Annotated in this window: 25 protein-coding genes; 4 read left to right on the top strand and 21 right to left on the bottom strand. The window is 60.5% G+C overall.

Annotation, left to right across the window (positions count from 1 at the left end):
- Nucleotides 1–17 precede the first annotated feature (17 nt).
- The 6 genes from ACTJK7_RS27005 to ACTJK7_RS26980 all read right to left on the bottom strand — a co-directional run bounded on the left by ACTJK7_RS27005 (nt 18) and on the right by ACTJK7_RS26980 (nt 5,434).
- Nucleotides 18–671, bottom strand: coding sequence for an HAD family hydrolase (locus ACTJK7_RS27005; protein WP_064378699.1), 654 nt, complete (start codon nt 669–671; stop codon nt 18–20).
- Nucleotides 672–782: 111 nt separating this feature from the next.
- Complete coding sequence (locus tag ACTJK7_RS27000; RefSeq protein WP_085655720.1) at nt 783–1,772, bottom strand: ABC transporter ATP-binding protein; 990 nt, start codon at nt 1,770–1,772, stop codon at nt 783–785.
- A complete protein-coding gene (locus ACTJK7_RS26995; protein WP_197869564.1) occupies nt 1,769–2,569 on the bottom strand; it encodes an ABC transporter permease in 801 nt (266 codons plus the stop codon). Before ACTJK7_RS26995 ends, ACTJK7_RS27000 begins: the two co-directional genes overlap by 4 nt.
- Nucleotides 2,556–3,392, bottom strand: a complete 837-nt coding sequence (locus tag ACTJK7_RS26990) for an ABC transporter permease (RefSeq protein WP_011333175.1) — start codon at nt 3,390–3,392, stop codon at nt 2,556–2,558. The genes ACTJK7_RS26995 and ACTJK7_RS26990 overlap by 14 nt, the downstream gene beginning before the upstream one ends.
- A gap of 5 nt (nt 3,393–3,397) precedes the next feature.
- Nucleotides 3,398–4,204 (bottom strand): alkaline phosphatase family protein, encoded by an 807-nt coding sequence (locus tag ACTJK7_RS26985; RefSeq protein WP_323151159.1) that lies wholly within the window; start codon nt 4,202–4,204, stop codon nt 3,398–3,400.
- A 165-nt stretch (nt 4,205–4,369) separates the two neighbouring features.
- Complete coding sequence (locus ACTJK7_RS26980; RefSeq protein ID WP_085655722.1) at nt 4,370–5,434, bottom strand: ABC transporter substrate-binding protein; 1,065 nt, start codon at nt 5,432–5,434, stop codon at nt 4,370–4,372.
- Between the two features lie 351 nt (nt 5,435–5,785).
- On the opposite strand from ACTJK7_RS26980, the gene ACTJK7_RS26975 reads away from it, so the two are divergent.
- Nucleotides 5,786–6,499, top strand: coding sequence for a UTRA domain-containing protein (locus ACTJK7_RS26975; protein ID WP_011333178.1), 714 nt, complete (start codon nt 5,786–5,788; stop codon nt 6,497–6,499).
- Between the two features lie 410 nt (nt 6,500–6,909).
- Here the strand turns inward: ACTJK7_RS26975 and ACTJK7_RS26970 are convergent, their stop codons facing one another.
- The 7 genes from ACTJK7_RS26970 to minC all read right to left on the bottom strand — a co-directional run bounded on the left by ACTJK7_RS26970 (nt 6,910) and on the right by minC (nt 13,513).
- Nucleotides 6,910–9,069: a mechanosensitive ion channel family protein gene (locus ACTJK7_RS26970; protein WP_064378703.1), complete on the bottom strand. Its 2,160-nt coding sequence runs from the start codon at nt 9,067–9,069 to the stop codon at nt 6,910–6,912.
- A gap of 76 nt (nt 9,070–9,145) precedes the next feature.
- The gene (locus ACTJK7_RS26965; protein ID WP_323151158.1) at nt 9,146–9,322 is read right to left on the bottom strand and encodes a hypothetical protein; all 177 of its coding nucleotides are present in this window, start codon (nt 9,320–9,322) and stop codon (nt 9,146–9,148) included.
- Between the two features lie 132 nt (nt 9,323–9,454).
- Nucleotides 9,455–10,744 (bottom strand): M18 family aminopeptidase, encoded by a 1,290-nt coding sequence (locus ACTJK7_RS26960; RefSeq protein ID WP_007960074.1) that lies wholly within the window; start codon nt 10,742–10,744, stop codon nt 9,455–9,457.
- Nucleotides 10,745–10,812: 68 nt separating this feature from the next.
- Complete coding sequence (locus ACTJK7_RS26955; RefSeq protein ID WP_007960072.1) at nt 10,813–11,448, bottom strand: RluA family pseudouridine synthase; 636 nt, start codon at nt 11,446–11,448, stop codon at nt 10,813–10,815.
- Between the two features lie 91 nt (nt 11,449–11,539).
- On the bottom strand, nt 11,540–11,794 hold the full coding sequence (minE, locus tag ACTJK7_RS26950) for a cell division topological specificity factor MinE (protein ID WP_007960071.1): 255 nt from the start codon (nt 11,792–11,794) through the stop codon (nt 11,540–11,542).
- Nucleotides 11,794–12,606 carry a septum site-determining protein MinD gene (minD, locus tag ACTJK7_RS26945; protein ID WP_064378705.1) on the bottom strand — a complete coding sequence of 271 codons (813 nt, stop codon included), beginning with the start codon at nt 12,604–12,606 and terminating at the stop codon, nt 11,794–11,796. The genes minE and minD overlap by 1 nt, the downstream gene beginning before the upstream one ends.
- Before the next feature lie 169 nt (nt 12,607–12,775).
- Nucleotides 12,776–13,513 carry a septum site-determining protein MinC gene (gene minC, locus ACTJK7_RS26940; RefSeq protein ID WP_007960063.1) on the bottom strand — a complete coding sequence of 246 codons (738 nt, stop codon included), beginning with the start codon at nt 13,511–13,513 and terminating at the stop codon, nt 12,776–12,778.
- A gap of 117 nt (nt 13,514–13,630) precedes the next feature.
- Between minC and ACTJK7_RS26935 the strand changes: the two genes are divergently transcribed.
- Nucleotides 13,631–14,563, top strand: coding sequence for a lipid A biosynthesis lauroyl acyltransferase (locus ACTJK7_RS26935; RefSeq protein WP_323151157.1), 933 nt, complete (start codon nt 13,631–13,633; stop codon nt 14,561–14,563).
- A 35-nt stretch (nt 14,564–14,598) separates the two neighbouring features.
- A complete protein-coding gene (locus tag ACTJK7_RS26930) occupies nt 14,599–15,771 on the top strand; it encodes a patatin-like phospholipase family protein (RefSeq protein ID WP_064378706.1) in 1,173 nt (390 codons plus the stop codon).
- Between the two features lie 138 nt (nt 15,772–15,909).
- Here ACTJK7_RS26930 and ACTJK7_RS26925 read toward each other — a convergent pair whose 3' ends face one another.
- From ACTJK7_RS26925 to puuE, 8 genes are all read right to left on the bottom strand, one after another.
- On the bottom strand, nt 15,910–16,695 hold the full coding sequence (locus tag ACTJK7_RS26925; RefSeq protein ID WP_011333185.1) for an outer membrane protein OmpK: 786 nt from the start codon (nt 16,693–16,695) through the stop codon (nt 15,910–15,912).
- A gap of 372 nt (nt 16,696–17,067) precedes the next feature.
- Nucleotides 17,068–17,853 carry an outer membrane protein OmpK gene (locus ACTJK7_RS26920; RefSeq protein ID WP_064378708.1) on the bottom strand — a complete coding sequence of 262 codons (786 nt, stop codon included), beginning with the start codon at nt 17,851–17,853 and terminating at the stop codon, nt 17,068–17,070.
- An 87-nt stretch (nt 17,854–17,940) separates the two neighbouring features.
- A complete protein-coding gene (locus ACTJK7_RS26915; RefSeq protein WP_108560444.1) occupies nt 17,941–19,299 on the bottom strand; it encodes a nucleobase:cation symporter-2 family protein in 1,359 nt (452 codons plus the stop codon).
- A 167-nt stretch (nt 19,300–19,466) separates the two neighbouring features.
- Nucleotides 19,467–20,780, bottom strand: coding sequence for a urate hydroxylase PuuD (locus ACTJK7_RS26910; RefSeq protein WP_085655726.1), 1,314 nt, complete (start codon nt 20,778–20,780; stop codon nt 19,467–19,469).
- 51 nt (nt 20,781–20,831) lie between these two features.
- Nucleotides 20,832–21,335, bottom strand: a complete 504-nt coding sequence (locus tag ACTJK7_RS26905) for an ureidoglycolate lyase (protein WP_027613342.1) — start codon at nt 21,333–21,335, stop codon at nt 20,832–20,834.
- A gap of 151 nt (nt 21,336–21,486) precedes the next feature.
- On the bottom strand, nt 21,487–22,482 hold the full coding sequence (alc, locus tag ACTJK7_RS26900) for an allantoicase (RefSeq protein WP_047598963.1): 996 nt from the start codon (nt 22,480–22,482) through the stop codon (nt 21,487–21,489).
- A gap of 90 nt (nt 22,483–22,572) precedes the next feature.
- Nucleotides 22,573–23,088, bottom strand: coding sequence for a 2-oxo-4-hydroxy-4-carboxy-5-ureidoimidazoline decarboxylase (gene uraD / locus ACTJK7_RS26895; RefSeq protein ID WP_064378711.1), 516 nt, complete (start codon nt 23,086–23,088; stop codon nt 22,573–22,575).
- A complete protein-coding gene (gene puuE / locus ACTJK7_RS26890; protein WP_039769896.1) occupies nt 23,085–24,011 on the bottom strand; it encodes an allantoinase PuuE in 927 nt (308 codons plus the stop codon). Before puuE ends, uraD begins: the two co-directional genes overlap by 4 nt.
- Nucleotides 24,012–24,441: 430 nt before the next feature.
- Here puuE and uraH point away from each other — a divergent pair, with 430 nt between their 5' ends.
- On the top strand, nt 24,442–24,795 hold the full coding sequence (gene uraH / locus ACTJK7_RS26885; protein WP_011333195.1) for a hydroxyisourate hydrolase: 354 nt from the start codon (nt 24,442–24,444) through the stop codon (nt 24,793–24,795).
- The last annotated feature ends 34 nt before the right edge of the window (nt 24,796–24,829 follow it).

Here is a 24,829-nt window from a genome sequence, read left to right as displayed (position 1 = left end):
TCCCACAAGACCATCGCTTACTTCCAGAGGTGGATCGGCCAGCCGGACTTCTCGGCCTCTGCCAGCAACACCGGATCCGGATTGACCACATGCGGGTAATCCACCTTCAGCAGCAGCGGCAGGTCATTGCGTGAGTCGGAATAGAAACTCGCGCCCTCAAGATTTTCCTCTTCGGCATCCAGCCATTCCAGCAAGCGGGTGATCTTGCCTTCGCGGTAGGTCAGCGTGCCCACGGTGCGGCCGCTGTACACGCCATGCGCCACTTCCAGTTCGATTCCCAGCACCTCGTCGATGCCCAGCCGATCGGCAATCGGTTTGACCAGGTGCGTGCCCGAGGCCGAGATCACCAGAATCCGGTCACCGGCCTTGCGATGGGCGGCGATGGTTTTGGTGGCGTCGCTGAAGATGATCGGCTCGATGAAATCTTCAACCCATGGGCCAACCAAGTGCTCGACTTCCTCCGGGGTGCGACCGATCAGCGGTTCGAGGCTGAAGTCCATGTAGTCTTCCATGCGCAACTTGCCATGGCTGTAGGCGTCCATCAGCTCGTTGTTCCGGCGCATGAACGACTCGGGATCGACCCAGCCCAGGCGCCCCATCTGCTCGCTCCAGAGCGTGGCGCAGTCGCCGTGGATCAAGGTTTCGTCCAGATCAAAAATTGCCAGGGCCATCGGTTCTCTCCGAGAACAGCTGCAAGCTACAAGCTTCGAGCAGCAAGAATTGGAATCAGGTATGCCGCAGTCTACAGCTTGAAGCTTGTAGCTCGAAGCTTGCAGCTGTTTTCAAGCTACCTCACACAGGGCGGTGGGATCGATGGAAAGCGACAGGCGTTGGCCGTCAGGATGCAGATCCGCCGCCGAGCGGTTGAGTACATCCACCACCAGTTCCACGCCCCGGGCTTCGACGCGGTAGCGAATCACGTTGCCCAGCAGGCTGTGGCTGCGGATTTGCGCGTCGGGCTCCCCGTTGAGGCTAAGTTCGATGGCCTCCGGGCGAATCGCAATGCGGTGGTTGATCGGCCGCTGCAACAGTTTCGACGCACTCTGCGCATCCAGCAGGTTGTAGTTGCCGATGAAGCCGGCGGCGAATACGTCGACCGGGGCGGTGTAGAGGGTTTCGGCGTCGCCGCTTTGTACGATCTTTCCCTGATTCATCAGGAAAATGCGGTCAGACATGGTCAGGGCTTCTTCCTGATCGTGTGTGACGAAAATCGTTGTCAGGCCCAGTTCGCGCTGGATCTGACGGATCTGTTCGCGCAAGTGTTTGCGAATCCGTGCATCGAGGGCCGACAGCGGTTCATCCAGCAGCAACAGGCGCGGACGGGTCACCAGCGAGCGGGCGAGGGCGACCCGCTGGCACTGTCCGCCGGACAGCTGATGTGGATAGCGACTGGCGAAATCGTTGAGTTCAACCAGTTTCAACACTTCGGCAACCCGCTTGTGGCTGTCGTCGGCATTGACCTTTTGCATGCGCAAACCGAAGGCGACGTTCTGTTCGACGGTCATGTTGGGGAACAGCGCGTAGCTCTGGAACACCATGCCGATCCCGCGCTTCTGCGGTGTTAGCGGCACGATGTCGACACCATCGAGCAGAATCTTGCCGCCATCCACCGGCGTCAGCCCGGCGATGCAACGCAACAGGGTGGATTTGCCGCAACCGGACGGGCCGAGCAGGGTGACGAATTCACCCTTCTGGATTTCGCAGTTGATGTCGCTGAACACCGTGGTGCCGGCGTAGTTTTTCTGAAGGTGTTGGACGCTGACATAGCTCATTCGCTTTTGTCCTTGTTCAAGATGTTGGCTACCCAGGTCAGGACCAGCACGAAAAAGAAGTAGGAGATCACCAGCGCACTGGTGAAGTGGCCGCTGCTGTTGCGCATGTTGTTGAGGTAGACCTGCAGGGTTTCGTAGCGGGTGCCGACCAGAATGTTGGCGAACACGAACTCACCGAACAGGAACGAGAACGACAACAGCAATGCGATCATCAGGCCCTTGCGCAGGTTCGGCAGCACCACCAGGAAAGCTGCCTGAAAGGTGCTGGCGCCGAGCAGTTGGGCGGCGTCCATCAGGTCACGCAGGTTGATCGCTTGCAGGTTGTTGGTGATGGCCCGGTACATGAACGGCAGCGCCACAGTGAAGTAGCAACCGATCAGGATCCACGGCGTGCCGACCATCGCAAACGGTCCGGAACCGTAGAGCTGCAACAGCCCCACCGACGACACCACCGGCGGCACTGCGAAGGGCAGCAGGATCAGGATGTTCATCAGCGCATCGAGTTTCGGGAAGTGGTAATGCACCACGAACAGCAGCGGCAGGATCAGCACCACCGAGAGGATCAGCGCCCCGACGCACACCAGCAGCGACTGGCCGAAGGCGTGAAGAAAGCGCGGATCGCTCCACAACTGGATGTACCACTTGAGTGTGAAACCGCTGGGCAGGATGGTGGCCGACCAACTGCTGGCAATCGAGTAGATCAGCGTGCCCACCAGCGGCAGCAGCAGGATGGCGAACAACAGATAGACCACGACGCGGTGGTAGACGCCGGCCGGGCCGGATTCAGCGCGAGACATGGTAGCTCCTCTTCAACAGCAGTTGGTGCACGACAGTCACCAGGGTCATCAGCGCCACCAGCACCACGGCCAGGGCGCTGGCCAGGTTCGGGTCGAGGGAAATGTCACCGGAGACCATCGCCGCAATCCGGATCGGCAATACGTTGAAGTTGCCGGTGGTCAGGGCGTAGACCGTGGCGTAAGCGCCGAGGGCGTTGGCCAGCAGGATCACGAAGGTGCCGAGCAGGGCCGGGGTCAGTACCGGCAGACCGATGTGGCGCCAGAACTGCCAGCTGTCGGCGCCGAGCAGTGCGGCGGATTCGCGCCAGTCTTCACGCAGGGCGTCGAATGCCGGGTACAGCAGCAACACGCCGAGGGGAATCTGGAAGTAGGTGTAGAGGATGATCAACCCGGTTTTCGAATACAGGTTGAAGTCCTCGATGATCCCGGCCTGCTTCAGCATGATGGTGATGCTGCCGTTGAAGCCGAGCAGGATGATGAACGCAAACGCAAGGGGCACGCCGGCGAAGTTGCTGGTCATGTTGGCGAAGGCGTTGACGAAGTTGCGCAATTTTGAATCGACCCGGCGCAGGGAGTAGGCGCCCAGCACGGCGATGATGATCCCGAACACACTCGACCAGAAACTGATTTCGAGGCTGTACTGGATCGCCTGCAGATAGAACTTCGAATTGAAGATCTTGCTGAAGTTGGCAAAGCCCCAACCGAATTCTTCCGATTGCAGGCTGTTGATCATCACCCAGATCAGCGGGGCGATTTCGAACACGATAAAGAACAGTGCGAAAGGCACCAGGCATAGGGCGGCGAGCCATTTGCCGCGAGTCATTGAGTTCACTTGAGCAACTCCCGGCACACAGGTTTGTCGTGGGGCACGCCGAGCAGCTCGCAGACCGTGCCGCAGATGTCGGTCTGCTTCGGTGCGGCATCGGCTTTCAGGCTGAAGGCGTCGCCGAGTACGAACAGCGGAACCTGGCGTTCTTCCGGCAGCAGGCCGTTGTGCGAGCGGTCGTTGTTCATGCCGTGGTCGGCGGTCACCAGCACCTGGCAACCGGCGTCGAGCCAGCCTTGCAGGTAGTCGGCGAGGATGATGTCGGCGCTGCGTGCGCTGTTGCGGTATTGCGGGGTGTCGAGGCCGTGCTTGTGCCCGGCGTCGTCGATGTTCATCGGATGGATCAGCAGAAAATCCGGGGCATGGCGCAGGCGCAGGTTTTCGGCGTCGGCGAACAGGTGCGAGTCCGGATAGTGATCGTTCCAGTAGAAGTGGCCATGCTGGATCGGTAGCGTCGGGTCATCGGTATGACGATCTCTGGCGGCTACGAACGGCGAGCGGTTGTACAGCTCGCTGACCCAGTGGTACGCCGCAGCGGCGGTTTTCAGACCGGCATCGCGGGCGTAGTGATAGATGCTGCGCTGATTGGACAGGCGCGAGACGTTGTTGTGGACGATGCCGCTGTCGATCGGCGGTACGCCCGTGAGGATGCATTCGTAAAGTGGTCGGGACAGGGCCGGCAACTCGCACTCCAACTGGTAGAGCGCGGCGCGTCCTGCGCCAACGTAAGCCTGCAGATGCCCCATGGCGTGACGCGCGACCTCGTAGTTGAGGCCGTCGAGCACGACAAGGATGACGGTGTGCTTCATAGGGGCAAAAACTCCGCGAAACAATAAATCGGAAAACTCGAAATCGACACGGATCCTGTGGGAGCGGGCTTGCCCGCGAAGNCACATTTGTTGAATGTGAAATTGCCATCGCGGGCAAGCCCGCTCCCACAGAGTTTTGCGTCAAACCCTGTTGGGTTTACGGGCTTACTTCATTTCTACGATGACTTCTTCGTTCCACTTCTGCGGCAGGGCCTTGGAGGTTTTCTCCCACGCATCGGCGTCCTTGATCGGTGTGACCTTCTTGTACTGCTCGTTCGGCAGCAGCTTGGCTTTCACGTCTTCCGGCAGTTGCAGGTGCTCGGCGCGGATCGGGCGAGCGTTGCCGCGGGCGAGGTTAGTCTGGCCGGCATCGCTGAAGATGTATTCGCGGGTCAGCTTGGCGGCGTTCGGGTTCTTCGCGTATTTGTTGATGATGGTGGTGTAGCCGGAAATCACCGAACCGTCGGACGGGATCAGCACCACGTAGTCATCCGGGTTGGCCATCTTGGCCTTGTAGCTCAGGCCGTTGAAGTCCCAGACCACGCCAACTTCGATCTCGCCTTTTTCCATGGTGGCGATGGTCGGGTTGGCCATCGACAGGCGACCCTGCTTGGCGATGTCTGCGAACAGCAGCAGGGCCGGCTGAAGGTTTTTCTCGTCACCGCCGTTGGCCAGTGCTGCGGCGAGCACGCCGTTGGCAGCTTGTGCGGCAGTGCTCACGTCACCGATGGAAACCTTGTATTTGCCGCCCTTGAGGTCAGCCCATTTGGTCGGCACTTCGGAACCGTGCAGCAGCTTCTTGTTGACGATGAAGGCGATGGTGCCGGTGTAGGCCAGTGCCCAGTTGCCGTCCTTGTCCTTGGCCCAGTCCGGCACTTGATCCCAGGTGCTCGGCTTGTACGGTTGCACCACGCCTTGCTTGACCGCGATCGGGCCGAAGGCCGCGCCGACGTCGCCGATGTCGGCGGTGGCGTTGTCTTTTTCGGCGGCGAACTTGGCGATTTCCTGGGCCGAACTCATGTCGGTGTCGATGTGTTTCAGGCCGTATTTCCTGGCCAGGTCTTCCCAGGTACCTTTCCAGTTGGCCCAGTCATCGGGCATGCCGACGCTGTTGACGGCACCTTCCGCTTTCGCAGCGGCTTCGAGGGTTTTCAGATCATCAGCCGCCATGGCGGCGGTGCACATGGCAATGGTCGAGCCTAACAGTGTTGCCAGGAAAAGCTGTTTCATTCCGAAGCTCCTTGGTCGTGTTCAACGCTGCGATTGCGGTTTGTGTTGGTCTAGGTCAGCAATACCTGAGCCAATTTAAGGTGGCCGGATGACACTTTGATGTCGGCGATGGGTCGCCCAGCCTTTTCTTTCTCCGGTATCGACGAGTGCCCGGTAAGCGTAGACCACCCGCAAAGTCCCGGTGGACAGGGACTTGGCCGATGTATTGCAAGTTGTCAGGGCGACCGTTCGGTAGTTTTGTCATCTCTCGGTCATCTGCACTGCCTAGGCTTGCAACACGACCAAGCGGCGCTATCGCTGTGCGGTTTTTGCCCCGAAACAGTGCTGGTCTAGTCCAGATAGGTAACGTTGATGCGCGATGAGGCAACAAAAGCGGTGACAGCGATTGGCCAGATCCTTCAGGAACAACTCGACCATGGGTTGCTCGCAGCGGGGAGCAAACTGCCAGCGGAGCGCAAGCTCAGCGAGTTGTTCGGCACGACCCGGATTACGGTGCGTGAAGCCTTGTTGCAGCTGGAGGCGCAGGGCCAGATTTATCGCGAGGAGCGTCGGGGCTGGTTCGTGTCGCCGCCGCGTCTGGCTTACAACCTGATGCAGCGCAGTCACTTTCACGCGATGGTCAGTGCGCAGGGGCGGGTGCCGTCGACCGAGGTGATTTCGGCGCGCTTGCAGCCGGCGTCAGCAGCGGTGTGTGCGTGGTTGCAGTTGCCGGCGTTGTCGAGCGTGATTCAGATTTGCCGGTCGCGGCGGATCGATGGACGACTGGTGTTGTATGTGGAGCATTATCTGAATCCGCAGTTTTTTCCGGGGATTCTTGAGTTTGATCTGAATCAGTCGATTACCGAGCTGTATGCGCGGCATTACGATTTGCACTATGGGCGGGTGCGGTTCGAGATTGTGCCTACGTCTTTATCGGTCGATGCGGCGGCGGCGTTGCGGGTGTCGGTGGGGAGTCCGGGGTTGAGGATTGCTCGGGTTAATTATGATCAGTTTGGGCGGTTGATTGATTGTGATCTGGAGTTTTGGCGGCATGATGCGATTCACGTTGGGGTTGATGTTGTTTGATCGTTTGGGGTGAATATCCGTTTCTTCGGGTGTTGCGGCTTATGGTTCCGCCCTTACGGCGGGTCACTTTTGGCAAACGCCCCAAAAGTAACCAAAAGGTCTGGGCCCCTGCGTTCGGCCCCTCGCTGTGGCTCGGCGTCCCTTCGTTCCGGGATTCATCCGGGGGCATCGCCTACGGTTTGCTTCGCTGCACCTCCTCTCGATGCATGCGGCTGCGCCGCACGGTCGCTGCGCTCCCACCCCCGGATGAATCCCTCCACTCAGCCGGCCGATGGGGCCGGCACGTCAAGAGCGGAACTCGAGCTAACGCTCATTGTTTTGAGTGGTGGGAGGGCATATGTGTTGCTTTTGCTCTCTGTGGGAGCTGGCTTGCAGCGATGAGGGCCTTGAGGTCGGCCCGATTCTCCGGCCTATTCTTGAGTTTGGCCACCACCACCCGCTGTGATCACTTGCACATTCATCCTCGGCGTCGCCAGGTCCAGGCCGGCTTCATCCAGATGTCGTTTGAGCGACAGATTGAACGCCCGTGAAACTTCCCATTGTTTGATCGGTGCGGTCTTGAATCTTGCACGCAATATCGCGTTGCCGGACTCGAAACTTTCCACGCCCTGAAACTCCAACGGTGACCAGATGTTGCGCCGCTGCAGTGGATCTGTGCGCATTTTCTGGCCGACGTCGCGCATCAGTTTGATGGCTTCGTCGATGCTCATGTTGAACGGCACGGCGACGCGGAAGATGGCGTAGCCGAATTCCCGTGAGTAGTTTTTGATGCTTTTGATTTCGCTGAACGGGATGGTGTGGACGATGCCGTCGATGTCCCGCAAGCGTACGGTGCGGATGGTCAGGCCTTCGACGGTGCCGAGGTGGCCGCCGACGTCGACGTAGTCGTCGATGGCCAAAGAGTCTTCGATGATGATGAACAGGCCGGTGATCAGGTCTGCTACGAGTGACTGGGCGCCGAAGCCGATCGCCAGGCCGATCACGCCGGCACCGGCCAGCAGGGGCGTGACGTTCATGCCCATGTTCGCCAGGGCGACGATCAGGGCGATGATGAAGATCGCCACGAACAGCACGTTGCGGATCAGCGGCATCATGGTTTGCGCGCGGGCGTTGGCCAGGCCTTTGCGTGAACGGGTGAGGGCGTGGTGCACGGCGGTGTCGCTGAGGATCCAGATCAGCCAGGCGAAGATCAGCGTGCCGATCAGGCTGAACAGTTTGACGCTGACGTCGTGGCCTTCGCCTTCGGTGAAGCCGATCAGTGACATGCCCCACACCCGCAGGCCGAGTTCGATGAAGGCCAGCCACACCAGCAAATGGGCGAGGGTGTAGAAGAAGCTTTTCAGACGCTCGGAATACAGCGCGTGGCGTTTCGGCCCGCGTTGGGGTTTGAGGGCGTGGCGGCGGACGAGGCCGTTGATGACCATGCACAACACCAGCAGCACGGTGCAAATCAGCGACTGGCGCAGGGCGGTGCTGGTATCGCCGGCGGAGACGAAGGTGGCGAACAGCGAAATACCCACCAGCACCAGTGCCGGGACGTACCAGAAGGTGCCCAGGATTTCGATGGTGTCGCTGAGGGCGCGGCGGGTCAGGCGGCGGGACAGCGGTTGGTTGCGGATCAGGTGGGCGATCGGCCGGCGGAAGCGCAGGATGAACAGACCGGTCGACAGCGCCGCGAGGACGTTGGCGACTGTAGCGGCGGTGTGGGCCAGGTGCACGCCGAGACCGGCCACCAGTCGCGGATCGCTCAGGGCTTCACCGAACGCGGCGAAGCTGCCGATCAGCCACAGCGGCCGAAAGGCCTGGTGACGCAGGATGTACAGCGCGCGATGACGGTGCGGGCCGTCGAGTACGGAAAAGGCGATCACGCAGATGGCCGAGAAACAGGTGCCGACCACCAGCGCATAAGCCAGCACCATCGCCAGGCTTTTGCCCAGCGACGATGGCAGCGCGTAACTCATGTACACGGTGATGACCAGGGCGATCATCCACGGCCCGAGCTTGCGCAGGGCGAAGCGCAGCATGTCGAGGGCTCGGGGATGTTGCGGCAGTTCTTCAGTCAGACCGAAGCGCATGCGTACCCGATGACCAAGCCAGATCAGCGCGGCGGCGAGCAGGCTCCAGACGGCAAGGATCACGGCGAAGGCGAAGATGATCGGCAGCCATTCGCTGGCCGGCAGCATCAGGCCTTTGAGTTCGTCCTGGGCCATGTCGAATTCGGCAGACCAGCGATTGAGCGGACTGTCGGCGCCAGAGAATTGTTTTTCGAAAGTGGCGAGGGTGCCGCCGATCAGTCCCAGTACCCCTTCTTCCGGGGTGGCCTGGGCTTTTTTCGTGGCATCGCGCAGTTTCTTCAGGTCGGTCAGCAACTGGGCACGTTGCTTGTCGTTTTCCAGCGACTTGATGACTTCGTCCAGCGACTGGCCGAGCGGTTCCTGAGCTTCGGGCTGAGTCTTGCCGGAACCCGTGAGCAGTCCCGGCAGACCGGCGGCGTCGGCAGGTGCCGGCGACATCAGGGTCATCAGGCAGACAAGAAAGAGGCAGGGCAGGGCAAAAAGACGAGCGAACACTAGGCGGTCAACCTCGCAAGGGGCGGATCGGGCGAGTGTACGAGCCCGCCAGATTCAATGCGAGCCGGGCGCGGATTTATTCGTTGAGTTTGGTCAGGATCTTGTAGACCACGGTGGCCAGGATCATCAGCATGCCGATCCACATGGCGAACACACCGGCGTTCTTGTCACGGAAGTTGAAGCCGATGGCCAGCAGAATCATTCCGCACAGGATGGGAATGAGCATGGAGTGAAACGCAGACATCGAGATCATGGCGACAGCCTTGTCGAAAGGGATTATTCAAGTCTAGGTGGGTTTTCGATGGACGGTGCTGATGTGTATCAGAAATGAGCCGGTTCTACAGGTCGAGGGATCGCAGCCAGGCGCTGCGATCCCTGCTGTGTTTTACGGCAATTCGCGACTGGCGTAGAACGCGCTCAGCACTTTGACCAGATGTGCCAGGTCATGGCTGCCACACAATTCGCGGATCGAGTGCATGGCGAAGGTCGGCAGGCCGATGTCGACCGTGCGCACGCCCAGATGGCTGGCGGTGATCGGGCCGATGGTCGAGCCGCAACCCATGTCGCTGCGCACCACGAAGCTTTGCACCGGCACTTCTTCGGCCATGCACAGATGGCGGAAGAAACCGGCGGTTTCGCTGTTGGTGGCGTAGCGCTGGTTGCTGTTGACCTTGATCACCGGGCCGGCGTTGAGTTTCGGGCCGTGGTTGGCGTCGTGCTTCTCGGCGTAGTTCGGGTGCACGCCGTGGGCGTTGTCGGCAGAAACCAGCAGGGACTTCTGGATGGTGCGTACGAATTCATCACCTTCCGGCAGCAGGCGGCGCAGGGTCTGTTCGAGCATCGGGCCGTCGGCGCCGCAGGCCGAACAGGAGCCGACTTCTTCGTGGTCGTTGCACACCAGCACGCAGGTTTCTTCGGTGTCGGCGGTCAGCAGGGCTTGCAGGCCGGCGTAGCACGACAGCAGGTTGTCCAGGCGCGCACCGGCGATGAAGTCGCCATGCAGGCCGATGACCGCAGCGCTCTGGGTGTCGTAGAAACTCAGCTCGTAATCCAGTACCACGTCGGCGTTGAGGCCGTGTTCGCGGGCCAGTTGATCGGTGAGCACCGCGCGGAAGTCCACGCGCTCGTCACCGGCGAACTGCGCGAGAATCGGCGGCAGTTCGGTCTGGGCATTGATCGCCCAGCCCTGGTTGGCTTCACGGTTGAGGTGGATCGCGAGGTTGGGAATGATCGCGATCGGGGCCTTGAAGTCGATCAACTGGCTTTCGACCTTGCCGTCGCGGCGGAAGGTGACGCGGCCGGCCAGCGACAGGTCGCGGTCGAACCATGGCGCGAGCAGCGCACCGCCGTAGACTTCGACGCCGAGCTGCCAGAAGCCCTGGCGCTGCAATTCAGGTTGTGGTTTGACCCGCAGGCACGGGCTGTCGGTGTGGGCGCCGACCAGACGGATGCCGTCGTGCAGCGGCGAGTTGCGGCCCATCTTGATCGCGACGATCGAGGAATCGTTACGGGTGACGTAGTAACGACCATTGGCTTCGGTGTGCCAGGTTTCGCGCTCGTCGAGGCGCACATAACCGGCGGCCTCCAGGCGTTGAACAAGGCTGGCGGTGGCGTGGAACGGGGTAGGGGAGGCCTTGAGGAAGTCGATCAGGCCTTGGTTCAACTCTTCGCGCATAAGAAGCTCCAGACAGCAATGGGCGGGAGTTTAACGCATCGGCCTGATGCTTGGGACATTGTGGCGCGTCAGAAAGGCGCCGGACATTCGAAGCGCAAACGCTCACCGGACTGTGGATGGGTGAAGCTGAGCATGCTCGCGTGCAGGCACAAACGAGGCCAGGCGGCCAGGGCTTGTTCGTGGGCATACAGCCCGTCACCGAGCAGCGGATGACCGATCGACAGCATGTGCACGCGCAACTGGTGCGAACGCCCGGTGATCGGCGTGAGCTCGACGCGGCACCAGTCGCCGCAACGCTCCAGCACGCGCCAGAAGGTCAGGGCGTGTTTGCCGAGTTCGTGATCGACCACGTGGCGCGGCTTGGTCGGCGGATCGTAGCGCAGGGGCAGATCGATGCTGCCGCTGTCCAGTTCCGGCTGACCCCAGCAGAGCGCAGTGTAGGCTTTCTCTGTTTCACGATCGTGAAACTGGCGCGACAGCTCACGGTGGGTGTCGGCGTCACGGGCCAGCAGAATGATCCCCGATGTTTCCCAGTCCAGGCGATGGACGATACGCGCTTCGGGGTAGCCGTTTTCCTGCAGGCGGGTGATCAGGCAGTCCTTGTTGTCGTCGGCCCGGCCAGGGACGGAGAGCAACAGGGTCGGTTTGTTCACCACCAGAACGGCGGCGTCCTGATGAATGATTTGGACGTTGGACAACGGCATTAAAACAGCCTCGTAACAAATGCCAACGGCGGCTCAGGGCCCCTCCGGTGTCGGAAGGGCCCTGAGCCGCCGTCGTTCCTGCCGGATCGACTCAGCGGTCTGGCAGGGTGATGTTGAGTTCCAGAATCGAGCAGCTGCCCTGGCTCTCCAGTGCCACGTGCACGTCGTCGTTGCCGATGTTGACGTACTTGCGGATCACTTCCACCAGTTCCTTCTGCAAGGATGGCAGGTAGTCCGGGGTGCTGCGCTGGCCGCGTTCATGCGCCACGATGATCTGTAGACGCTCTTTCGCGACCGAGGCGGTACTTGGCTTTTTGTTGGCACGAAAGAAGTCAAAAAGGTTCATTACCTACCTCCAAACAGACGCTCGAAGAATCCCTTCTTCTCGACATTCAGGAACCGGTGTTCTTTTTCCTTGCCCAGCAGGCGATCAACGGTATCGCTGTAGGCCTGGCCGGCGTCGCTCTGATCATCGAGGATCACAGGTACGCCCTGGTTGGAGGCCTTGAGCACGGCCTGGGATTCCGGAATGACGCCCAGCAGGCGCACGGCGAGGATTTCCTTGACGTCTTCGACGCCCAGCATCTCGCCTTTTTCGACGCGCTCCGGGTGGTAGCGGGTGATCAGCAGGTGTTCCTGGATCGGCTCTTCACCGCGCTCGGCGCGACGGGACTTGCTGGCCAGCAGGCCGAGCATGCGGTCGGAGTCACGCACCGAGGACACTTCCGGGTTGGTCACGACGATCGCTTCGTCAGCGAAGTACATGGCCAGGTGCGCGCCTTTTTCGATACCCGCCGGGGAGTCGCAGACGACGAACTCGAATTGTTCCTTGAGCTCCATCAGGACTTTTTCCACGCCTTCCTGGGTCAGCGCGTCTTTGTCGCGGGTCTGGCTGGCGGCCAGCACGTAGAGGTTTTCCAGGCGCTTGTCTTTGATCAGGGCCTGTTGCAGGTTGGCTTCGCCGTTCACGACGTTGACGAAGTCGTACACCACGCGGCGCTCGCAACCCATGATCAGGTCAAGGTTACGCAAGCCCACGTCGAAGTCGACGATCACTGTTTTGTGGCCGCGCAGAGCGAGGCCGGTACCGATAGCGGCGCTGGTGGTGGTCTTACCCACACCACCCTTGCCGGATGTAACCACGAGAATCTTGGCCAAGGTGTTTCACCCCTAAGGAAGAAGGACTGTTCAGCCCCTGAAAAACATCTCTAGAAAACTACTGCAGTCGGACAGCCTTGGCTGGAATCCGGCTTTTGGCCTTTTTCCTACTTCGTTTGAGCCGTTTTCGCTACGTTTTAGAGATGCTTGGAAAATGCGGCAGTATCCGTTAAAGCCGAATGATGTTCAACACGTCGCCCGACAGGCTGACCTGTACGCCCGAACCCCACATCGGATCGCGACGCAGGTCCTCGGAAACCTTGTAATGGCCTGCGATGGAGATCAGTTCAGCGCTCAGTTGCTGACAGAAAATCCGCGCCTTGGTGTCGCCCTTGACCCCGGCCAGCGCACGACCGCGCATCGGGCCGTATACATGGATGTTGCCATCGGCGAGAAGTTCCGCCCCCGGACTGACCGAGGAAACCACCACCAGATCGCCACCCTGTGCATATATCTGTTGGCCACCACGTACTGGCGTGGTGATGACGCGGGTCGGTTTGACGGCCGGCTCCGGCGGTTTTTCCGGCTTCTTCGGTGCGACGGGTTCAGCGCTTTCCAGCGGTCGCTCGCGGGCGCCGGACGGCGGCAGTACCGGGATGTCGATGGCGATGGCGGCGGCAATGTCTTCGATGCGGCTGGCGCGGATCGCCAGGGTGCGCAGGCCGTGCTGGCGGCACACACGCATCAGGCCCGGCAGGTCGACTGCGCCTTCACTGGGCGGCAGTTTGTCCAGCGCCAGAACCAGCGGCGCGTTGCTGAAGAAATTCGGTGCCTGGGCGACTTTGGCGGCCAATTGCCGATCGAGGCTGTCCAGGTCGTTGCGGGACAGCTCCAGCACCGTAATGGCGAGCATGCTGCCCTTCAGCTGGAACACGGGATCTTGGTCTTTCGGTTCGGTTTGGCTCATGTCGGCATACAACGGCTTGTCACTAAAAGTGCCGAGACTTATAACGAGAACGCCCGCAGGCCGCAAGCCGGGTCGAACGATGTAGAATGCGCGGCCACTGTATTTACGGAAGCTTTAATGGATCGCCCGCGTTTTCGAAAAGCATTTCTTGCCCCACGCTTCTGGCCGCTCTGGTGCGGCCTCGGGCTGTTGTGGCTGATCGTGCAGTTGCCTTATCCGGCATTGCTCGCCATCGGCCGTTTTCTCGGTGCCCTGATGTATCGCTTCGCCGGCGACCGACGGCGCATCGCCAAGCGCAATCTGGAACTGTGTTTCCCGGAAAAGTCCGCCGCCGAGCGCAAGCGCCTGCTCAAGGAAAACTTTGCCTCCACCGGCATCGCCTTCTTTGAAATGGCCATGAGCTGGTGGTGGTCGCGTCAGCGGCTGGCGAAACTGGCTCACGTCGAAGGTCTTGAGCATTTGCAGAAGGCCCAGCGCGAAGGCAAGGGCGTGATTCTGATGGCGGTGCATTTCACCACCCTGGAAATCGGCGCGGCGCTGCTCGGCCAGCAACACACCATCGACGGCATGTACCGCGAACACAAGAACCCGCTGTTCGACTTCGTCCAGCGTCAGGGCCGCGAGCGGCACAATCTCGACTCGCTGGCGGTGGAACGTGACGACGTGCGCGGCATGCTCAAGTTGCTGCGCGCAGGCCGGGCGATCTGGTATGCACCGGATCAGGACTACGGCGCCAAGCAAAGTATCTTTGTGCCGCTGTTCGGTATTCAGGCCGCAACGGTCACTGCCACCAGCAAGTTCGCCCGGCTGGGCAAGGCTCTGGTGGTGCCGTTCACCCAGGAACGTCTGGCTGACGGCAGCGGTTATCGTCTGGTGATTCATCCGCCGCTGGAAGGCTTCCCGGGTGAGACCGAAGAGGAAGATTGCATCCGCATCAATCAGTGGATCGAAGGCGTGTTGCGTGAGTGCCCCGAGCAATACTTGTGGGCACACCGGCGCTTCAAGAGTCGTCCGCCAGGCGAGCCGAAGCTGTACGCCAAACGCGGTTGATTGACCCATTCCCATAAGCACCACGGAGCGTTGCGATGAGCCCAGCTGAACCGGTCACAGGTTTGATTCTTTCCGGCGGCGGGGCTCGGGCGGCGTATCAGGTGGGGGTACTGGCGGCAATTGCCGAATTGCTGCCGCTGGGGGCGGACAATCCGTTTCCGGTGATCGTCGGCACATCGGCCGGGGCGATCAACGCGGTCAGCCTGGCCAGCGGTGCGACCGATTTTCGCGCGGCCATCGAGCGCCTGACGCTGTTCTGGCAAGGCTTTCGCAGCCATCGCGTGTTGCGCAGCGACTGGCCGGGAGTGATCCACCAGGCCAGTCGTTTTGTCACCCATAGCCTGTTGGGCATGGGCCGGCAAATGCCGGTGGCGCTGCTCAACAGTTCGCCGCTACGCCATCTGCTCAATGAAAAACTGCACATGCCCGGCATCGCCGAGTCCATCGCGCGCAAGCAATTGCACGCAGTGGCGGTCACGGCGTTCGGCTACGAGTCGGGACAGGCGGTGACGTTCTACCAGGGCGGCGGGACCATCGACTCCTGGCTGCGTCATCGGCGCATCGGCGTACCGACACAGTTGTCGGTGGAGCACCTGCTGGCCAGTTCGGCGATCCCGTTGTTGTTCGCGCCGGTGAAGATCGGCGATGAGTATTTCGGCGATGGCGCGGTGCGGCAATCGGCACCGATCAGCCCGGCGCTGCATCTGGGCGCGAGCCGGGTGCTGGTGGTGGGTGTCAGCGGCAACCCGCGCGGTTTCGATCCGGCGCAACCGCTGGAGCGCGCCTATACCGGGCAGCAACCGACGCTGGCACAGATCGGCGGGCATATGCTCAACAGCACCTTCATTGATAGCCTGGAAAGCGATATTGAGCTGCTTCAGCGTCTGAACCAGTTCAGCCGTCTGATGCCTGAAGGTACGCCGACCCGCGCGTTAGGTGTGGCGCCGGTGGACGTGCTGGTGATTTCACCCAGCCAGCCGATCGATGAAATTGCGGCGCGGCATCGCCAGGAATTGCCGGCGGCGTTACGGCTGTTTCTGCGTGGGCCGGGGGCGACCAAGACGAGCGGCGCAGGGGTGTTGAGTTACTTGCTGTTCGAGGCGGGGTATTGCAGCGAATTGATCGATCTGGGCAGGCGCGATGCCTTGGCCAAGCGCGATGAACTGTGCCGGTTTCTCGGGATTGGCGAGGCGCTGGTCCCGGCCTGAGATGTGTGGCGCAGCCATCGCTGGCAAGCCAGCTCCCACAGGTTTTCGGGTGTCCACAACCGCCGTGAACGACACAAAACCAGTGTGGGAGAGGGCTTGCTCGCGAAGGCGTCCTTTCAGACGCCACTGACACCAGGATCAGAAGTGGAACTTCACCAGGAAGCTCGTGGTGCTCTGATCGGTCTTGAAATACTGGCTGTCCTTGATCCCGTATTTGTCCGACCAATAGTCGTACTCGACACCCACATACAACTGCTTCTCGCCAATGCTCAGCGCTTTGCCCAGGTCGTATTTGATTTGTGGATTGAAGTGCAGGTTGGCGTGGTAATCGCCTTTGGAGTTGGAGTCGTTGTCGACCACCCAGTCCATGAAGCCGTCGATCAGGATGTTCGAGTCACCGACCGGAATCGTGTAGGACCAGACCGGGGTGATCTGCCAGACGTTGTCACCGGCGCGGGAACCTTCGGTGTGGCGCTGGTAGAAGTTCAGCTGGAAGTAGTCGAAGCCCGGGATTGCCAGGTCGAAGCCCGGACCGATCAGGTACGACTCGGTATCGCCTTCACCGAACTCGTAAGTCATGGCCAGCAGCACGTCGGTGACCGGACCGAAAGCCAGTTTCTGATCGAAGATCTTGCCGAACGACAGACGCGGGCTGATTTCGCCGTAGTAGGTGTTCGAACCCACACCGCCGTCATCCTTGCCGTTGTAGAAGATCTTGTCGACGAACAGGAAGTTGTCGCCGTACTTCCAGGCATCGGCGTGCTCGAAGGTGACGGTCTGCTGAATGCGCGGGTTGACCTGGAAGTCCTTGCCATAGAGGTAGGTCAGGCTGTTGTTCTGCCATTGCAGCAGGCCGTCGGCCATGGCCTGACCCCCTGCCAGCAGCGATCCCGCAAGCATCAGGCTGGTGCACATACGTTTCATTCGGTTGCTCCCAAAGTAGGTGTTCCACGTTTGTTTTTTTGAGTCGGCGCTCTGGTGTGGCGCCTTTTTTCGTTGCTGCAAAAGTCATCCATACGGTCAGCTTTAGTGCTGTTAGCAAGAGCTGAGCCAAGGCTTTTCGAAAAGCAAAAAAACGCCCGTCGGCTGCTGAAAAACAGTCGATTGAGCGTGTTTTCGGGATGCCTCGGTACCGACCGCGGCCGGGATAAGTTGGCTTTTCGGTCAGAAATTAAATTCGGGCTTTTTTTTAGACCGAATTCAGGAGGCCGCGGAGAATACTGACTCAACGGCCAGGCCTCAAGTGCCCCGCAACAGAGCACCGACGACAGGTAGGGGGCACGGTTGCGGGCCATCTTAGAAGTGCACCTTCACCAGCAGGCTGGCAGTGTTCTGATTGGTGTCGAAACTGTGGGTGCTTTCGACGCCGTATTTGTTTTTCCAGTAGCTGTATTCGGTGCCGACGTACACCTGCTTTTCACCCCAGCCGAGGGCTTTGCCCAGGTCGTATTTGATCTGCGGGTTGATGTGCAGGTTGGCGTGATAGGTACCGCGTGAGTTCTGATCGTTGTCGACCACCCAGTCCAGATAGCCGTCGATCAGCAGGTCGGAATTGCCCAGGGGAATGCTGTAGGACCAGCCGGGGGTGATCTGCCAGACGCCGTCGCCGGGGCGCGGGCCTTCGGTCTGGCGGCGATAGAAATTCAGGGTGAAATAGTTGAAGCCCGGCACCTTGAGGTCGAAGCCGGGGCCGATCAGATAGGCCTCGCTGTCGCCTTCGCCGTATTCGTAGGTCATGGCCAGCAGCACGTCCCTGATCGGGCCGAACTCCAGTCTCTTGTCGAAGATCTTGCCGAACGACAGGCGCGGGCTGAATTCGCCGTAGAACGCGTGGGGCCCTTTGTTACGGTCTTCCTGGCCGTTGTAGAAGATCTTGTCGACGAACAGGAAGTTGTCGCCGTACTTCCACTTGTCGGCGTGCTCGAACGTTACCGTTTGCTGGATCGACGGGTTGATCGCGAAGTTCTTGCCGTACAGGTAGCTCAGGCTGTTGGTCTGCCACAGCAATAAATCGCCGGCCATGGCTTGCGATGCGGCCAGCAGGCCGCCGCTCAACAACACATTGGTTTGAGTCCGGATCATCTGTTGCTCCCTCTTGTTTTTATTGTTTGAGGCAAAGCTGTCGCGAGGGGGCAGGCTTGGGCGAGCCCCCTTTTTTTACTCTTCGGATCAGTGCGAGTGTGCGTGGCAGTCGTTGATCGCGGCGCGTTCGGCACCGCCGAGGACGTTGAACAGCAGGTTCAGCGTCAGCGCGCTGAGGGTGGCCATGGCAATCCCGCTGTGGGTGATCGGGCTCATCCACAACGGCAGGTGGGCGAAGAATTCCGGACGCACCACCGGGATCAGGCCCATGCCGATGCTCACGGCTACCAGCAATTGGTTGCGACGGTCGCCGATGTCGGCCTCTTGCAGAATCTTGATGCCGGTGGCCGCGACCATGCCGAACATCGCAATCGCCGCGCCACCCAGCACCGCCGGTGGAATCGATGCCACCAGGAACGCCGCTTTCGGCAGCAGGCTCAGGACGATCAGCAAACCACCGGCAACGATGGTCACCGACCGGCAGCGCACGCCGGTCATCTGCACCAGGCCGATGTTCTGCGCGAAGGAGGAGTGGGTGAAGGTGTTGAAGAAACCGGCAAAGAACGACGCGCCGGCATCACACAGCAAGCCGCGGCGCAGCATGCGCGGGCAGACTTCCTGGCCGGTGATCTTGCCCAGTGCGAGGAACATCCCGGTGGACTCGACGAAGATGATCACCACCACCAGACACATCGACAGGATCGGTGCCAGTTCGAACTTCGGCATGCCGAAATGCAGCGGGGTGACGAACTGAACCCACGGCGCATTGGCCATGCCGCTCAGGTCGACCATGCCGATGGCGCCGCAGAGCACGTAGCCCAGGCACATGCCGATCAGTACGGAAATGTTGACCCAGAAACCACGCATGAAGCGGTGGATCAACAGAATGGTGGCCAGCACCAGTGCGGCGATGGCCAGGTAAATCGGTGAACCGAATTGTGCGGCACCAGCGCCGCCACCGGCCCAGTTCACGGCCACGGGGAACAACGATAAACCGATCGAGGTGATGACCGTGCCGGTCACCAGAGGCGGGAAAAAGCGTACGACCTTGGACATGAACGGCGCGATGATCATGCCGAAGAACCCGGCGGCGATGGTGGCGCCGAAGATTCCCTGCAGACCGATGCCGGGCATGCCGGCCATGGCGACCATGCTGCCGACGGCGGCGAAACTGGCGCCCATCATCACCGGCATGCGAATGCCCATCGGGCCTATCCCCAGGGACTGCACGATGGTGGCGATGCCGGCGACCAGCAGGTCGGCGTTGATCAGGAAGGCGATTTCTTCACGACTCAGGCCAGCGGCCTGTCCAATGATCAGCGGTACCGCGATGGCGCCGCCATACATCAGCAGAACATGTTGCAGACCGACCAGGATCAGTTGCAAAAGGGGCAAACGCTGAATGGCGGGTGCGTCGGGGATGCGCGCTTTGGACAGCTCGGACATGCAACACCTCGGATCTTTTTATTCTTGTGATGAACAGCGGCCGGGTTGCTCACAGCTGTTCTTTTGCATCGGGTAAACCGCGTTGCGGCTAATCGCTGGCAAGCCAGCTCCCACACAGGCAGTGCAAAACCCTGTGGGAGCTGGCTTGCCAGCGATGCTTTTACTGCTTAGTTGGTCTGGGCTCCCTGGGCGATCCATGCACCGATCAGGTCACGTTCCTGCTGGGTCATCTGTGTGATGTTGCCCAGTGGCATGATCTGCGTGGTGATGGCTTGCGCCTGGATCCGTGCCGCGTTCTGGCGGATCTGCTCGGGGGTGTCGAACATCACACCGGCCGGTGCAGCGCTGAACAGCGGGCTGGTCGGTTTGGCCGAGTGGCAGACCGCGCAGCGTTCCTGGATCACGTTGTGCACCTTGTCGAACGCAGGGCCGGTGTTGGACGCCTGGGCCGGAGCGGCGGCCGGTGCAGCAGGGGCTGCCGGTTGCGCCGCTTCAGCCGGTTTCGCGCCACCACCCAAAGCCGTTTCCGGCAGCGGCTGGTACTCGATTTTCGCAGGCGCCTTGGCCACGTCCGGAGCGGTCGACATCGGCGCCGGGCCGGTGACGTACGCCAGACTGATCATGCCCACGGCTGCAACCGGCAGGGTCCAGGCAAACTTGTGGCTGTCGTGACGGGTGTTGAAGTAGTGACGCACCAACACCGCCAGCACCGCGATCCCGGCCAGGATCAGCCAGTTGTACTGGCTACCGTAAGTGCTCGGGAAGTGGTTGCTGATCATGATGAACAGCACCGGCAGGGTGAAGTAGTTGTTGTGACGCGAACGCAGCAGGCCTTTGGCCGGCAGCGCCGGATCCGGGGTGCGGTTCTCGGCGATCGCGGCAACCAGTGCGCGCTGCGCCGGCATGATGATGCGGAACACGTTGCCGACCATGATGGTGCCGATGATCGCGCCGACGTGCAGGTATGCACCACGACCGCTGAACACCTTGCTGAAGCCATACGCCGCGCCGATGATCAGCACGAACAGGATGAAGCCGAGCAGGGCCGGTTTCTTGCCGAGGGGCGAATCGCAGAGGAAGTCGTAGATGAACCAGCCGGCGATCAGCGAACCGATGCCGATGGCCACGCCTTCAGGGCCGGTCAGGCCGCTGCCGGGTGCCACGAGGTAGAGCACGGGGTTGGAGTAGAACACCACGCACAGCAGCGCGATCCCCGACATCCAGGTGAAGTAGGCTTCCCATTTGAACCAGTGCAGGTTCTCCGGCATCGACGGAGGGGCCAGTTTGTATTTTTCCAGGTGATAGATACCGCCGCCGTGGATCGCCCACAGATCACCGGCAAGACCGGTTTTCGGATTGACGCGGTTGAGGTTGTTCTCCAGCCAGACGAAGTAGAACGACGCGCCGATCCAGGCCACGCCAGTGATCATGTGAACCCAGCGCACGCTCAGGTTCAGCCATTCCAACAGATGTGCTTCCACAGTCTTTACCTCTCGCCTGTCACTCTTGTTGTCGAGTGATCAGACCTTCTCTTATTGGTGGGGGGCGAGGATCAAACGCTCATCCTCTTTGAAAAAATGCTCATCGCAGTTATTGCCTGTGCCACTGCGATCAACCACCAGGAAGTCATCCCGCTTTTCGATCGTCAGCACCGGGTGGTGCCAGACGCCGCGATGGTAATTAATGCCCTGCCTGCCGTTGGTGACGAAGGCGCGGACCAAGCCTGATACAGGTACATCGCCAAGTGGCGCGACCACGATCAGAAAGGGGTTGCCGAGCAGCGGAATAAAAGCCTGGCTGCCCAGCGGATGGCGTTCCAGCATGCTGACGGTCAGCGGCATGTCCTGCGCGTCGGCGCGGAAGATGCTGATGATCGCGTTGTCCTCAGGCGTCGCGGTTTCGACCGTCGCCAGTTTGTGGAAGCGCATGGTCGAACCGTTGTTGATCATGAAGTGATCGCTGCCGTCGGTTTCGATCACGTCACCGAAAGGGGCGAAGGCTTCTTTGGTCAGCGGTTCAATCGTCAGTGTGCGCATGCTGTTCTTCTTAATCTCTTGAAAATTGATCGTTCCCACGCTCTGCGTGGGAACGCTGCCATGGACGCTCCGCGTCCACTGTGACGCGGAGCGTCACGGTATGCATTCCCACGCAGACGGTTCGACGCCTCGACGTGGGAACGATCGGGTGTTACTTCGCGACCTTGCCCAGTACGCGCAGGCGGCTCACACCACCATCCGGGAACACGTTCAGACGGATGTGGGTGATCGGGCCCAGCGCCTTGATCTGCTCGACGAAGGTGTGTTCGGCGTGCATTTCCAGCTTCTGGCTTGGCAGCAGTTCACGCCAGAACAGCGACTGGGTTTCGATCTGGCTGTCGGTGCCGCCCTTGACGAACGCGCCCTGGATCGAGCAGGTGTCCGGGTAGTTGCCCTTGAAGTGCAGGGTGTCGACGATGATTTTTTCGATCTCGCCCGGGTGGCCCAGCGCGACGATCACCCAGTCATTGCCCGGTGTGCGACGACGTGCGGTTTCCCAGCCATCGCCCATGTTGATGCCACGGCCCGGGTTGAGGATGTTGCTCATGCGGCCGAAGTGTTCGTCGGAGCAGGCGAGGGCGCGGCCACCGTTGAGGGCTGCGGCCAGGTCGACTTGCTCGTTGTCGCCAACAGCCGACCAGTCGCGGAACGGAATGCCGTACACGCGCAGACGGGCCACGCCGCCATCCGGGTAGATGTTGAAGCGCAGGTGGCTGAACGCCTTGTCGTTGCTGATTTCGTGGTAGTGGTGGCTGTTGCCTTGCAGTTCGACGGCCGACAGCACTTCAGTCCACTGGGTGTTTTCGTCCGGCTCGCCCGACGCCAGGAAGCAGGCTTCCAGCGAGGCCGATGGCGGGTAGTTGCCGGTGAAGAATGAAGTGTCGATGTCCACGCCTTTGATCGAACCCGGTACGCCCAGGCGGATCACCGCGCTGTCGTAGCCTTCGAAGCGCTTGCGGCGCGATTCCCAGCCGTCCATCCACTTGCCGTTGTCATCGAACACGCCCTCCTTCCACACGGCCGGGGTCGGCTGAAACAGACGATTGGCGTCTGCGAACCAGTCATCGGTGACCGAGATGATTTTGGTGCCCAGACGGGCATCGGCCAGGTTGACGAACTTCTCGAAAGGTACGGCGTAAGCTTTCATTCTTCTTGTCTGCCTTTAAATAAGTGGCTTGGGATGCTTGCAGGGCCCTGGGAAACACAAGCGTTCTAGAGGTTTCTCGGGCCAGGCTCGCTAGAGAGTCAGTAATCGGAACAGAGCGATCTTGTTGATCTCCGCCAGCGCGCATTTGAACTCGGTGTCGACCGGGTTGTGAATGCGCGTTTCGAACGCCGCGAGGATCTGATGCCGGTTGCTGCCTTTTACCGCCATGATGAAGGGAAACTTGAACTTGGCCTTGTAGGCGTCGTTCAGCTCGGTGAAGCGCTGGAACTCTTCGGCCGTGCATTGGTGAATACCGGCGCCAGCCTGTTCATGGGTGCTGGCTTCGGTCAACTCGCCCTGGACGGCAGCTTTGCCGGCCAGGTCCGGGTGAGCGTTGATCAGTGCCAGCTGACTGGCGTGATCGGCGCTCAACAGGATGTCGCTCATGCGCTGGTGCAGGGTTTCGATCTGGTCGATCGATGCGTCCTGGCCCAGGTCGAAGGCCTTCTCGGCCACCCATGGCGAATGTTCGTAGATGTCGGCGAAGGCGTTGACGAAGGCGTCGCGGCTCAGGGTCGACGGTTTCAGGGTTTGAAAGGTGCTCATTTGGCAGCCCCTTGGTACGGGTGGGTTTCGTGCCAGTGGCGCGCGATGTCGACGCGGCGGCTGAACCACACCTGTTCATGACTTTTAGCGTATTCGATAAAGCGCTTGAGCGACGCCAGACGCGCCGGACGGCCGATCAGACGGCAGTGCAGACCGATCGACAGCATCTTCGGCGCTTCGGCGCCTTCGGCATAAAGCACGTCGAACGCATCCTTGAGGTATTCGAAGAAATCGTCGCCCTTGTTGAAACCCTGGACCTGGGTGAAGCGCATGTCGTTGGTGTCCAGCGTGTACGGGATCACCAGGTGCGGCTTGCCGGTCGGGTTGTTCGGTTCCCAGTAGGGCAGGTCGTCGTCGTAGGTGTCGCAGTCGTAGAGGAAACCGCCTTCTTCCATCACCAGACGACGGGTGTTCGGGCCGGTGCGACCGGTGTACCAGCCCAGCGGGCGTTCGCCGGTGAGTTCGGTGAGGATGCGGATCGCTTCGAGCATGTGCTCGCGTTCCTGCGCCTCGTCCATGTATTGGTAGTCGATCCAGCGGTAACCGTGGCTGCAGATCTCGTGACCGGCCTCGACCATCGCACGGATCACGTCCGGGTGACGCTGGGCGGCCATGGCCACGGCGAAGATGGTCAGCGGAATGTCGAATTCCTTGAACAGTTTCAGGATCCGCCAGACGCCGGCACGGCTGCCATACTCGTAAAGCGATTCCATGCTCATGTTGCGCGCGCCTTGCAGAGGCTGGGCCGCAACCATTTCCGAGAGGAAGGCTTCCGATTCTTTGTCGCCGTGCAGGATGTTGCGCTCGCCGCCTTCTTCGTAATTGAGTACGAACGACAGGGCGATCCGGGCATTGCCCGGCCAGTGTGGGTGAGGAGGGTTACTGCCGTAACCGATCAGGTCGCGTGGGTAGTCAGCGCTCACTGCAGTCTTCCTTCTTATTCGTTGACAGATTGTGTGGCGCCCTGAAGTTTGGATGGCAGGCTGGCGTCACAGCGATGGGCTGATTGTATACAACTTTATTCTCAATTTGTAAGCCTGAATTTTCGCATTTTTCACCGACCGTCATCTTTTGCTGTTAATGGCGTGAACCTGCAAGAAACCTGCCTGACCAGTCAGCTAATGGATTGGGGGTTCAATGAATGCGAGGTCATGGGGCAAATCACCGGGAAATCGAAGGATGGCGGGGGTGAGAGGAAAAATGTCGTTTTTATTGTGTACAATTTTTTTGAAAAGTGTCTTAATCAATCGCTCGCCGCAGCTTTTCGTGCTCCGAAACGGTGCGGTCTCCTTTTCAACTGACTTCGGGAGGCGCGAAGTCTGACTGCTCCACGCAGGCAGGCGCGCAGAATCAATGGGACGTTTGACAACACACGTTTTGGACGCTGCACACGGTTGCCCGGGCAGCTCGATCAAGGTCGAGCTGTACCGCGTTGAAGGTTCGCACCTGGAATTGGTCGCCAGTGCGCTTACCAACAGCGATGGCCGGGTCGATGCGCCGCTGCTGCAAGGCGATGACTACCGTACCGGTGTCTATCAGGTTCAGTTCCACGCCGGCGATTACTACCGCGCCCGTGGCGTCCAGTTGCCGGAGCCGGCATTCCTGGACGTGGTGGTACTGCGGTTCGGCATTTCTGCCGAACAGGATCACTACCACGTACCGTTGCTGATCTCGCCCTACAGCTATTCCACCTATCGGGGCAGCTGACCCCCAAGCAGCTGCCCCCACCGGGAAGCGACTG

It is taken from the genome of Pseudomonas sp. 22085 (assembly GCF_052045815.1).
GTDB classification, from domain to species: domain Bacteria; phylum Pseudomonadota; class Gammaproteobacteria; order Pseudomonadales; family Pseudomonadaceae; genus Aquipseudomonas; species Aquipseudomonas glycinae.
Note: the sequence above shows the minus strand (reverse complement) of the source record. Positions and strands in the feature narration are given on the sequence as shown.